The organism is Clostridium sp. (assembly GCF_018372875.1).
In the GTDB taxonomy this organism is placed as follows: Bacteria; Bacillota; Clostridia; order Clostridiales; family Clostridiaceae; genus Clostridium.
The window spans coordinates 1-13325 of the sequence record NZ_JAHAIF010000056.1 but is presented as its reverse complement, the minus strand read 5'-3'; the positions used below and the strand labels follow the sequence as shown (position 1 = coordinate 13325).

Sequence of the window (13325 nt, the reverse complement as noted above, 5' to 3'; positions counted from 1 at the left end):
TATTTATATAGCCTTTTAAGGAATAGAAAATACATTAAATTCTTTAAAAATGTAGTTCTACCCCTTAAAGTTATTTTATTTTTTCAATTCTTTATACATTGTTACCATTTCTTCTATTAACTCTTTAGCTAAAATAGATGTCATTAAATGATCTTGAGCATGAACCATAATAATACTGTAATTAGAATTATCTCCATTCGCCTCTGCTTGTAATAACTCAGTTTGTGCATTATGGGCAAGTAAAGAACTTTCTTCAGATTCTTTTAATAAAATTTTAGCTTCTTCATATTTTCCTTCTCTTGCCTTGTGAAGTGCTTCAAATGCCTTTGTTCTTGCTGTTCCAGAGTTCGATATTAAATTTAGTGCTATTAATTCTTGATCCATTATATTTTCTCCTTGTTCTAAACAGTTTTGTGCTTATACAGAGTCTCCTGAAGTTTATTGTTCTTTTTCAGCTGCTAAGTATTGCTTATCTAATAATTTCATGAATGGTATCCATATAACAAATCCTAATACAAAAGTTGCTATTGTTATAACTACAGACCAAGGATTAAAGTTAGTTGCAATTAATTGTTGTATAATTGGAGGGCAAGTCCATGGTGCTTGGAATATTGGAATTGCTCCTGTTAAATTTACTAATAAATATGCTAATCCAGCTTGTAGTGCTTCAACAAATATCCATGGAAGCATTAATGTAGTATTCATGATTACTGGTAAACCAAATACAAATGGTTCGTGTATATTGAATAGTGCTGGTACTAATGATAATTTACCTATAGCCTTTGATTGTTTTGACTTACCTACAACACATAAAGCAACTATTTCTGATAATTTAGCTTGTCCTGTAAAACAAGTAAATGCTGCTGTTAAAACATATGGTAATGGTTCTCCTGCATTAAATGCTTCTAAATTTGCTGCCATTGCTACCATTGCAATTGGTTGCCATACAGTATTTAAAACTAAGTTTGTTCCATGAATTCCAAAGAACCAAAGTACTTGAGCTACGATAAGTATAAATAAGAATACCCATATGTTATTACCAAAACTTAAGAATGGTTTTGTAATAATTGTATCAACACAGTTTTGTAATGTACCAAATGAAGTCATTTCAAATATTAATCTAATAGCAAGTGCAACTAATATAGCACCACCAAATGGAATAATTGATAAGAATGGTTTTGCTACATTTTCAGGAACTGAGTCTGGCATTTTTATTGTAAAATCTTTATTATGCAAATATGCTAAAACGCTTATTGATATAAAAGTAATTAATAATGCTGGGAACACTCCTGATGCTCCTAATACATTAGTTGGAATAAGTCCATTTACAATTGCCCCTTTAATAGTTTCACCATTTACAACTACATCTGAAACTGCTGTAAATGGAGTTACTAATAAAAATGAAGCTAAAGCACACATAATACCATAAAGTGGATCTATATCTTTTTGCTTAGAGTAACTTCTTGCTGTACCTATAATTACATATATTGCCAACAACCCCAATGTAATAGGGCTTATAGGTGCAAATATCTTCTTTAATATAGCATCTACGCTTGGTGCAAAATCACTTAAAAATGGAAAATTACTTAAGATAAGTGCTACTGATGCTATTAATGTTACAGGTAATGAAGACATCATACCTTCTTTAATTGCTGTCATTACTTTATTTCTATTTATTTTGTCTGCTAATGGCATTAAATATTTATTTAACCCATTTTCTAATTTTTCCATAAAACTATTCATTTTTATTTCCTCCCATCATATAAGACTATTTATTAATCATTTTCTTAATTTGTTTTAATATATTAGCTCCATTGCCCATACCATAATCAACTGGGCTTATTGTACTAAGTGGTTTATTATACTTGTTAGCTATTTCTAAAAGTTGATCTTTTTTATAAGCAATTTGTGGTCCTAGTAATATAGCATCGTAATCTTTTATTACTGATTCTAGTTTTTCATATGCTTCTGCATTTATTGTCCATCCTTCTTCTTCTGGACCAAAAGCCGCAACAATTTTTTTCTTTACTAAACTTGTAGACATTCCAGCTGCGCAAACCAATAAAATTTTCATTTATAATTCCTCCAAACAAAACGTTAATGATATCATTTACATTATTTTTATACAGCAATATTCATGCCATACACTTCTACCACTTTATTTTTTCTTATATAAAAAATAAAAAAGATGCTGTAAACCTTGTATTTACAACATCTCTAAATATTAATATTTTTTATTAATTTCACATGCATTTTCTAATTATACTGATCAAATCCAAAATATACACATCACAATTTTAAATATACACATTATTTTATACACATATACTATAGGTTTTTAATTAATGTATATACATAATAAATTTCATCATCAACAAATTTCATATCACATTTCTTTTCTATTGGCTTTAAAACTTCTTTTATTTTACTTATCTCTTCTTTATCTATTGAAAGTATATCTCTATCTATATGCTTTTCCACATGTTCTCCAAGTTTAATTCTATCAATGCTAGATATCATATGCATTATGACACCTACTATGGTATCTAAATTCATAGTTAATCCAAACTTTTCTTCAACATTATAAATAAATTGAATTAGCGCATCTTTAGTAGAAGCTAAATCATATGTTTTTATTTCCCCTTTAAATGCCTCAATTATTTTGCCACACATATCTTCTGCATCATCTTTATCTTTATTTATAGGTGTAAACTTAGAAATCTCCATCTCAATAAGTTTTTCTATTTTATTAAATCCTTCATTACTAAATAATTCACTTGATGGAACAAATGGTATTCCATATATATCTGGATTTATACTGCCTACAATAGCTATAATATTTTTTTCATTGGAAAGTCTTTTTATCTTAATTAACATATCTTCTCTATCTAGTATAGACATAGCATAAATATCAATGTTTTTATCATTAACTATCTTATTATTTTCTATCATGCTCTTAAGCTTAACTGCAGCACCTTCGCCAGTAATACACAAAGTAACTATTATATTCTCTTTCTTATATTCATGTCTATTATAATTTGTATCATCATAACTAAATGTATATTTAATATTATCAATAGTTTCCCTATATATTTCTTCAATATCGTTATTAATCAGTGCTTTTCTTGCAACTTCTATGGCAATAAGAGTACTTACCATATTTATTACTTTAACCTTTATTCCAGTTTCACTATAAATTAAATCTCCGAACCTATCTAAAGATCCCATATCAACTAAAAGAATTACTCCTGAACCTTCATCAATATTTCTAACTATTTCTTTTATCTCTTCATAGGCTTCCTTTGTAGATTTATCTAAATCCATATCATACGAATAAGTATTATTGCTCCCAAGTAACCTATTAACAACATTTTTCATAGATGTTGCTGTACTCTCTCCATGCATAGCAATAAGCACCCTTGGCTTATTATCCACATATTCATTACTATTTGTATATTCTTCAGTTATAAACATTGTTATAAAAGCAACTTCATCCTTAGGAATACTAATCTCATATACATTTTCTATGTTATGCGCCAACTCTAAGCACATTTCAAATTCTTTGCTATGATTTGTTTGTATTTCTTGTAACTTATGATTAACAATAAATCTTCCTTGCTTAATTCTTTCAATAGAAGTACTAATATGAAGACACAGGCTATAAAATATTTGCTTTGTAAATACCCTCTTTAATCTTATTCCTACACATTCCATAAAATCTTCTACCATCTTTATAAGAACACCATCTACAATCTTAGATATTTCTTCTTTATTAATATCTGTAGAAATTTTATATATATAATTTTTAAAATATTTATCTATATCCATGCTCATAATCATATATATATCATTTTTATTTAAACCTCTATTCTTAAGCTGTTCCATGCGATTTTCAAGATTGTTATATAATGTAATAAGACTATCTTCCGATTCTCTTATAGATTCAATTGGCTTTTCCCTATCCCTTGTAAACTTAAATAAACTCTTTTCAATTACTATTTTATCTATTTCTTTTTTATTTGATTTATAATTTAATATTCCCCTTTTTACATGATCAGGAAATTGATTAATATCTACTACTATCTCTTTATTTCTATTTACCATACTGCTTAGAAAGGCATTGGCACAACCAAGCTGAATATCATTCATAAGTTGTCCAACATTTCCTGTACAATTGTATAATAAAAGGCTTTTTATAGCTTCAGGAGTTACTACTACCTCTCTATTAACTCTCTTTGCTTCCATATAAAATGATTCACTTATTAGCTTAAATCTCTCTTTATATGTTCTTTCTGTAAGAGATGGTATGGAAATAGTCATAGGTATTCTTCTACTAAATGTACTTAATAAAACTTTCTCTTTCTTTTCAGTTGTTGCACATATAATTAGTAAATCAACCTTTTTATATTTTTCTACTTCTCCTAAAGGACGATACTCCCCCTTATCAATTAGATAGAATAAAACTTCTTGCCCTTCTGGAGGTAATCTATGAATTTCATCTAAGAATAGTATTCCCCCATTTGCCTTTTCTACAATACCATCTCTATCTTCATTGGCTCCTGTATATGTTCCCTTTTTTACACCAAATAAATAAGAAAGTAATAATTGAGGATTGTTTGCATAATCAGCACAATTAAAAGAAATGAACGGAGCTTCTTCATCTAATACTTTAGTTGATTTAGCATACTTATATATTGTTTCTGCAAATAGTGTCTTCCCTACCCCTGTTTCTCCAAGCAACAAAGTATGTAATCCCCTTGGAGGATACATTATAGCTGCTTTAGCTTGTAAAATACATCCCTTTAAACTTTCTTCACTTCCAATTAATTCATCAAACACAGAAACTTCATCTACATGAATTTTATCTAACTTATTTTCAATTAATGATTCTTCAGTTATTTTATAGATAACAGGTTTCCCTTTTATTTTTATTAGTTTCTCTTCTCTACATAACTTATTTAAAACGGCACTTACATTGGACCTTTTTAACTTCATACCTTCTGCAATATAATTGGTATCACAACCAGTTATAATTCCATTTTTTCTTTCCTGTTCTCTACAGACGTTAGTAATAAAATTATAGATACTATCTTCGCTAGTTTTTTCTCTCATATTATTACACCCCTATTATCTTTTGCTATAAACATAAAGTAAATATTTACATAGAGATTATATCATTTATACACTTACTATAAAAGGAGTAGTATTAAACTACTCCTTTTATTAAATCTATTGATTTATTACTGATTTTATTTTATTTTTAACATCAATCCTATTAAACGGTTTTAATATATATCCACTTACCCCATATTTAGCCGCTTGCGCTACCACTCTTTTATCACTTATTGATGACACAATTAATATTGGAATATTTCTAAAATTATTATATTCTCGTATTTTCTTTAATAGCTTAAAACCATCTATATTAGGCATAATTAAGTCTAAAATAAATAAATCTACTTTCTTTTTACTATTTTCAATAAAACTTATATATCTTATAGCATCATTTGCTGAATCAAAATGCTCTACATTATATCCCTCTACAGTTAGAATATTATCTAATATAGCTAATGATATTGAATCATCATCAACTATAATAACATTCTTATTTTCTTCAATAAAATTATTAATTTCTATTTTAGAATTATCAATATTCTCTACCCATTTAATTTTGCATGACTCTAGTACTTTTCTATACCTCTCTAAAAAAAATTTTTTTGATATTATTTTTGTTATTTCTGTATCTAAGTAAACTCCCTTATTATCAGAAATTAGTATTATATCACTTTCCTTACATGTTCTTTTCAATAACTTGGCACAATTAAGTGAAAAATTATTTTCATTAATATCTTCAACAATTATTATTTCATAAAAATCCTTAGGTAAAGCTGAAATAATCTGAGTATTATAAGCGCTAATTATATTAACATTGATATTAGAGTCCATTAATTCACGAATTATATGCACATATCCCTGTAAGTTATTTAGCAAAAATAAAACATTCTTCATAAGTTACCTCCAACACTTAAATACTCCTTTACTTCATCTAAAACACACATGAACTCTCTTTTAAAGTTACTTAAATAAACTTCAATATCAATTTTATCGGCATTACTTAATGCATAACAAAGTTTGTCACTTACAAACTCTAAATTTTTCATGCTTAGATTAGCAGCAGTTCCTTTAATTAAATGCGTAACTTCATATGCCTCCATATAATCAGAACTATTGATTAAAGATTCTATCTCATTAATATACTCACCATAACTCTCACTGAACTTTTTCAGCAAGTTAAGAAACAATACCTTATCTCCTTGTAATCTTATCATTGCATCTGTATAACATATAAACCTTAATTTCATTATTCATTCCCCTCAATTATACCTAAGTATTTACTAAAAATATTTTTCTAACTTTTCTATAAATAAATTTTTATTAATTGGCTTAGTTAAATAATCATTTATTCCTGATTTACTAATTAACTTCTCTCCTTTATTTAATGAACCTGCTGTCATACCGAATATTATAATACTTTCTGCATTGCAATGATTACTATTACGTATTTTATTACAGCACTTATAGCCATTCATTTCCGGCATTATATGGTCAATTAGTATAAGATCATAATAATCCTTATCTGAATCAATAAACTTTTTATATGCTTCTTTTCCATTAATAGTAGCATCCACCTCAAATCCCAGGCTATTTAAAAGTTCACATTCTATAATTCTACTTATCTCATCATCTTCAGCAAGCAATACTCTTTTACCTTGTCCTATATTAGAAAAGTTTTTGTGACAACTTACATTTATAAGATTAGAATCTACAATTTTTAATGGTAATGTAATATCAAAGCTAGTTCCATTGGATAATTCACTTTTTACTTCAATTTCTCCTCCCATTAAATCCACAATTGATTTTGTTATTGATAACCCTAAACCTGCTCCTCCATTATGTTTAGAATTAAACTCATCTGCTTGAGTGAAAGGAAGAAACATCTTATGCATAAATTCTTTTGTCATCCCTATTCCATTATCTTGCACTGAAAATACAAATTTTCCGATGTTATTAGATTTAATTTTTATAAGTCTAATAGATAAATGGATTTTTCCATTCTCTTCAGTAAACTTTGATGAATTAATAATTAAATTAATTAATATCTGTACTATCTTATTTTCATCACATATTACGCTAATATCTTCTAAAGAACTTATATCTATGGTATATCTTTTTTTCTTTTGCTCTAAAATTGGTAAAACTATTGAGTTTACCTTTTGAATTATTTCTCTAACTCTTACACATTCCTCATATAATCTAATTTCACCTAATTTTCCTTTAGTCATGGTTAATAAATCATTAAGTAAATTTAATAAATTATTAGATGCAATTAGTGTATTATTCAAATAATAATGTAACTTTTCTTTATTATCTTTATTCTTTAAAGCTAACTCTACAGAACCAATAACTCCATTCATTGGTGTTCTTATCTCATGACTAATATTAGATAAAAATCTTTTCTTTCTATAATTTTCTTCTTTTAATTCCTTATTTTTTTCCATATATATTAGTGATACAAACAAACTAAATCCTGTCAAAAATAAAAATAGTGCTATTAAAATAAAACTTCCTTTTTCAATACCAATAGCACTGTTCTCAATAGATTTATAATCAACAGCTATAATAGAATAAAAATCTTCTGTATATTTAATGGGATAAATACTCAAAACTTTAGTTTCATCTATATAATTTAACAAGTTAATTGTACTTTGTTTATTTTTTATTTTGTCTTGTATATCTAAAATTTCATTAATCTTATTATAGTTCTTTAATTCATTGAATAAATTTTCTCCAGTTTCAAAACTACTAGAATCATCTTTATAAATAATAGTTCCATCAGAATGTACAATATATCTATCTAATTCACTAGCATCTTCCTCATAACTTTCATATCCTTCTATTTCACTAACTCTCTCTTTAGCAAAAAGAACTCCTGTAAGCTTTTTATCTTGGTATGTAGGTATAGCTATGTAAAATATGTATTCATTAATTTGTTCATCAAATTCATATTCAAAATAGTATTTTTCTCCATTTATAATCTCATGGAAAAACTTTTTATTTTTAACATCATAATTATTATCAGTTACTACATCTCCATTTAAATTAATAAATCCAATATCATAAAATTTAGTATCTACTAATATATCATTCAATAGATTATTTTTTTTATCTTTATTAGTTTCTTGACTATATATCTCCATAAAATCTGATAAAAGATATAACGATTGAACACTTGTCTCAAATTTATTTTCTACCAAACTAAGTTGTGCTTCAGATATAGACCTTATATATTTTTTCCCATTGAAATTTAGATTTAATTTTACTATTGATATATAAGATATAGAAATTAGTATTAGAATAGAAAAAACTCCAATAAAAAAAATTCCTTTCATCCAATAATTATTGGATTTAATCTTTAAATTCATAACTAATTCTCCTTATTTCTTCAATATTATCTATATATATATCAACTAAATAAGGATCAAACTGAGTTCCTCTTTTTCCTTTTATGTAATCTATTGCCTCTTCAATAGACCAACTATTTTTATAACTTCTTTTCATTAATAACGCATCAAACACGTCTGCTATGGCTACTATTCTTCCTTCAATAGGTATCTCATTCCCCTTTAATCCATTTGGATATCCTAATCCATCATATCTTTCATGATGAGATAAAGCTACTATACTTCCTTTTTTTAAATATTTACTGCTACGATTTTTCAATATATCATATCCTATTATTGTATGAGTTTTCATTACTTCAAACTCTTCTAATGTTAATTGCCCGCTTTTATTTATTATCCGATCACTTATTCCAACTTTACCCAAATCATGTAATTGTGCTGCATAATATATTTCTTCTTGCTCTTCTTCACTCATACCTACAGCTCTTGCTAATAATTTTGAATACTTAGCTACTCTTACAACATGGTTTCCAGTATCTGAATCCTTTTTTTTAGCCGTTTCTACTAATACTTCTAAAGTTTCTTTTTCACGTTCTATAATACTTTTAGTAGCTTCTTTTATTCCACGAGCTAATACCAAAGCTTTATTTTCAACTTTTCTTTGATATTTTATTAATTCTAATAAATTCTTTACTCTCATCATAAACTCATATCTATTAAATGGCAGATACAAAAACTCTGTAGCCCCACTTTCTAGTGCTTTCAACTTTATAGACTCATCACTAGCAGCAGTAATTAAAATAATAGGTATCTTTATATCAAGACTCCTAATCTTCTTAATAAATTCTAGTCCATTCATTTTAGGCATTATATAATCAACAATAATAATATCAGGTCTTCTTAAGTTAATGTGGTCTAGAGCTGTTATTGCATCATAAAAGTATTCAACACTAATATCCATATTACTTAAAAATGCTGAAATAACATCATGATTAATTTTGCAATCATCTATATAAAATAAACTGAATTCTTTCATACTATTCTCCTTACTCTACAAAGCAACTTCCTCCAAAATATCCATAAAGTTATTAGTAATTATTAAGATTATATTAAAAATAAACTTTTCATTAAACCTTTGTCATTTTTATTCACTGTGACACTTTGTGAAATTAAGAGTGCTAATTTTTCACAATTTATACACTTAATTCTATAAAATAAAAAGGTATTTTGTCAACTATTGTCTATTAATATATTGATAATATCTTATATTTACCTTATAATGTAATTTTGACTATTTTATATAATGGAGGATATAAGGTGTATTCTAATGGATTTAGCTATTTATTAAAAAGTTTAAAGGTTTCCCCTTCAAAAATGGCACAAGCTCTAAATGTAGATAGAAGCTTAGTAAGTAAATGGAAAAATGGTTCAAGGAAAATAGATACTAATGCCGCTTACTTTGATAATGCTATTTATTTTTTAATTGAAAGAAATAAAGAGTTAGAAATTGAATTTCTTGAAAGGTTATTTTCATCAATTTACCATATACCTAACAATTCATTAGGTAATACTTCTTCATTAATAGCTTCAATAAAAAAATTCATCTTTGATGATATTAATAACTACGAACAAATTAATAGCAATCTTATTAATAATGGATCTACATATTCAACTACAATATCAATTTATGATGATGAAAAAAACTCACTTTTAGGAATTCTTAATTTTCTGAACTCTGCTATTTCATATGGAAAACCTCAGAGTTTATTATTTGTATTTTGTAAGACATTAGATTTAATGATGGATAATAAAGATTTCAGAAATGAATGGTTAAAAAAAACTTTAATGCTCTTAGATATGGGCTGTCATTTGGACTTTGTATATTCAAATAGCAATAGTTTAAAGCTAGGAGTATATTTATCTCCATTAATAAATCATAAAAATTGTAATTTTTCTCATTTCGTTGATTCTCTTGATAATTATTACAATTATTCTTTTCACATAATGGAGCATGATGGAGTATTTATGTCTTCAAGCCAAATAGTTGACAATGAACCACAGTTTTATAGTACTCTATTTAAGGATCCAATTAGCATAAAATTTTATGCAGTATGGGGTAAAAATATGCTTTCTAGATCATACCCAACTTTCTACAATATAAGTATTTCTGAAATATTGGATAAATTTGAGGTTAATAGCATTCAACTACCTAATAAAAATTCTATTAAACATTCTTATTATAACTGTAGTTCTTTTCCTCTAACATCTATAATGACCGATGAATTATATTACGAAATACTTTGTAATTCAGTTGATAATGAAATAGATAGGGAATTTTATTTCAATTGTTTTAAATCTATTAAGAATTCATTGTATAAGAATCCTAACTTTTTTAATATAGATTTTTACTCTATTAATGATCTTATAGAATTTTCAAAGAAAGAAACTATTATATATGAAAGTATATCAGAGATTGCACCAAAACTAATTCTTACCAAGGAACAGTTTAAAAGACATATATCTTGTTTAATAGATTATTTATTAAATACTGACTATTATAACATTTGTCTTATTCCCGATATATCAAAATTTAACAATAATTTATTTTATTGTTGGTGCAAAAAAAATGAATTTTTAGTTGTTAATAATAATAATAATTTTTTAGATTTTAAATTTACTACTAATACTCCTTTAGTTAATTCTGTTTCACTCTTACTAGAGAATCTATACTTAAATACACCAGAAAAATTTAAATCAAAAATATATGTAGCTGACTTTTTAAAAAATTTATAAAAATACTTAACATAGTGGATGGTTAACAACATTGTTTACCATCCACATATTTTTTATATTTTTTTGACTTCTATTATTTCATGCATACTCTATCTAATTATATTTTTCTTAGCAGACCTAATTGTTAAAATATTTAATAATGAAAATAATCTTGTATTACAAAGTATTACAACAGACGGCTTAAAGCTTTATTTTATAGCTGTAATATTTGTAGGATTTAATATTATTCTTCCTATGTTTTTAGTTGTATGGAAAAAAGCCCTCCTAGCTCAAATTATTTCTTTATTAAGGGGATGAATGGTTATAATTTCTATGGCTTTTCTACTATCTGTATTATCAGGCATAACTGGTGTGTGGCTAGCCTTCCATATTATTGAGAGCTTAGTTGTAATACTGAGAGTAATACTTTATTTAAAATTAAAAATATAACTTTGCTTCTTAATACAAGTTTTTAAAGCCCATTTTCAGATAAAAAAGTACTGCATATACTTTAATAATGCGGTACTTTTTCTATCTTATTTAATCCTAAAATACATCTCTGGTGTGTTTTCATCTATAATTCTAAATTGATATCCTTCATTCTTATAATAATCTATTATATCTGGAAGGGCTTTGTAAGTATTTTTATTCATATCTGTGCAATGCATAAGTAGTATTATAGGATGTAAATTTTCGCTTCCCTTAATAGCTTTCTTATATAAAACATTAGGATCAAGCTTTTGATTCATTCCATCTGTATTATCTAAGTTCCAATCATAAACTTTAAAGTTATCATCATGCAACTTAGCTAAAAACTGTTTACTTAAGTGTTTGTAGCTGCCTCCTGGAAATCTAATTATATTAGGAGAGACTCCAACTACTCTATTTATCTCATTCCTACATTCTACCATCTCTTTTATAAATGTATCCTCATTACGATAAACATACTTAAATTTATGATTATATGTATGTAAGCCTATACCATGACCTTCATTATGAATTCTTTTTACTACATCTTCTCTATCTTTTATTTGATTTCCAATAAGAAAAAATGTTGCTTTTACATCCTTTTCTTTTAATACCTCCAACACCCCATCCGTTATCTTAGAACTTGGTCCATCATCAAAAGTTAGATATATAATTTTTTTATTAGCATAATCTTCATTATAAGTTTGTTCCTCTATATTAAAAACTTTAACACTAGGAACACTTGTACCAAGCATAAAGATTAAAATAAGCATACCTAAAGAAAATAATAAAGATCGCCTTACTCTATATTTCACTTTTTTTCCTCCTTATTACTTTTAGATTAAAACCTATTACAATTTATCTTGTACAATTTCATATATTTAATTCATTTTTCATTTAATAAATAAAAAAATGAGCTAGTAAATAGATTGAATCTACTAACTAACTCTAAACAAATATCTTAAACGGATGTCTGTAGCTCACAAATGTCCTTATTAATTTCTTTCATCTCTAATAATACAAGAGTATCTAAAATACTATTTAATTTTAAAATTTCTTCTGTCCCTCCATATTTGATGTATAGGTCCCCAACAATTATACCTAATTCTTCACGGATCTCTTCCATCTAAATCTTCATCCTCCTTTAGTTTATCATTATTAATTATATTTATATGGAATATTTAGTCAACTTTTGCTGATAATTATAATTTATACATTTTTACTATGTAAGCGTTATTGTTTAATTTATTAATAGTTACAATAATACTGATTTAGTAATTTTTAAATATTTTATATAAATATTTAAAAATTTTACATTTTCCTATTGTTGCAATTTTATTTTTGTAATTAAATTGTAATAATAATTACATATATATAACTTTTACCAAGGCAATATTAATTATCAAACAAGAATAGTCTTTTATCCTTTTATGAATAAAATAGAAGACTAGGATACTTACTTCATCCTAGTCTTCAACGTAATTTAATAATTATTTCTTTAATACTTACAATAATACCAAAATAAAAAAGGTGTAGCGGATATTTATTTTGCTTGTTCCGTCGCAAGCTCCAAGTCACAGAAAAATAAATATCTATTCCCTTCTTACTTAAGGTAAGGAAATT

At 26.2% G+C, this 13325-nt stretch carries 11 protein-coding genes; 1 reads left to right on the top strand and 10 read right to left on the bottom strand.

What is annotated here, in order from left to right; translation table 11 throughout:
- Positions 1 to 75: 75 nt before the first annotated feature.
- The 8 genes from KIB46_RS14075 to KIB46_RS14040 all read right to left on the bottom strand — a co-directional run bounded on the left by KIB46_RS14075 (position 76) and on the right by KIB46_RS14040 (position 9498).
- Positions 76 to 384 (bottom strand): PTS lactose/cellobiose transporter subunit IIA, encoded by a 309-nt coding sequence (locus tag KIB46_RS14075; protein WP_172458910.1) that lies wholly within the window; start codon positions 382 to 384, stop codon positions 76 to 78.
- Positions 385 to 438: 54 nt separating this feature from the next.
- Positions 439 to 1743, bottom strand: a complete 1305-nt coding sequence (locus tag KIB46_RS14070; protein ID WP_291672701.1) for a PTS transporter subunit EIIC — start codon at positions 1741 to 1743, stop codon at positions 439 to 441.
- Between the two features lie 25 nt (positions 1744 to 1768).
- Positions 1769 to 2074: a PTS sugar transporter subunit IIB gene (locus KIB46_RS14065; RefSeq protein ID WP_156561386.1), complete on the bottom strand. Its 306-nt coding sequence runs from the start codon at positions 2072 to 2074 to the stop codon at positions 1769 to 1771.
- Positions 2075 to 2328: 254 nt separating this feature from the next.
- Positions 2329 to 5112 (bottom strand): sigma-54-dependent transcriptional regulator, encoded by a 2784-nt coding sequence (locus KIB46_RS14060; RefSeq protein WP_291672699.1) that lies wholly within the window; start codon positions 5110 to 5112, stop codon positions 2329 to 2331.
- A gap of 117 nt (positions 5113 to 5229) precedes the next feature.
- Entirely contained in the window at positions 5230 to 6009 is a 780-nt protein-coding gene (locus tag KIB46_RS14055; protein ID WP_291672697.1) for a response regulator, read from the bottom strand.
- On the bottom strand, positions 6006 to 6362 hold the full coding sequence (locus KIB46_RS14050; RefSeq protein WP_291672695.1) for a hypothetical protein: 357 nt from the start codon (positions 6360 to 6362) through the stop codon (positions 6006 to 6008). Before KIB46_RS14050 ends, KIB46_RS14055 begins: the two co-directional genes overlap by 4 nt.
- 33 nt (positions 6363 to 6395) lie before the next feature.
- Positions 6396 to 8483, bottom strand: coding sequence for an ATP-binding protein (locus tag KIB46_RS14045; RefSeq protein ID WP_291672693.1), 2088 nt, complete (start codon positions 8481 to 8483; stop codon positions 6396 to 6398).
- Positions 8467 to 9498, bottom strand: a complete 1032-nt coding sequence (locus KIB46_RS14040; protein ID WP_291672691.1) for an HD domain-containing phosphohydrolase — start codon at positions 9496 to 9498, stop codon at positions 8467 to 8469. The genes KIB46_RS14045 and KIB46_RS14040 overlap by 17 nt, the downstream gene beginning before the upstream one ends.
- A gap of 281 nt (positions 9499 to 9779) precedes the next feature.
- Here KIB46_RS14040 and KIB46_RS14035 point away from each other — a divergent pair, with 281 nt between their 5' ends.
- A complete protein-coding gene (locus tag KIB46_RS14035; protein ID WP_291672689.1) occupies positions 9780 to 11255 on the top strand; it encodes a hypothetical protein in 1476 nt (491 codons plus the stop codon).
- Between the two features lie 515 nt (positions 11256 to 11770).
- Here KIB46_RS14035 and KIB46_RS14030 read toward each other — a convergent pair.
- Both KIB46_RS14030 and KIB46_RS14025 read right to left on the bottom strand, forming a co-directional pair.
- Positions 11771 to 12517 carry a polysaccharide deacetylase family protein gene (locus tag KIB46_RS14030; RefSeq protein ID WP_291672687.1) on the bottom strand — a complete coding sequence of 249 codons (747 nt, stop codon included), beginning with the start codon at positions 12515 to 12517 and terminating at the stop codon, positions 11771 to 11773.
- A gap of 146 nt (positions 12518 to 12663) precedes the next feature.
- A complete protein-coding gene (locus tag KIB46_RS14025; protein WP_156561379.1) occupies positions 12664 to 12828 on the bottom strand; it encodes a hypothetical protein in 165 nt (54 codons plus the stop codon).
- Positions 12829 to 13325: the final 497 nt, after the last annotated feature.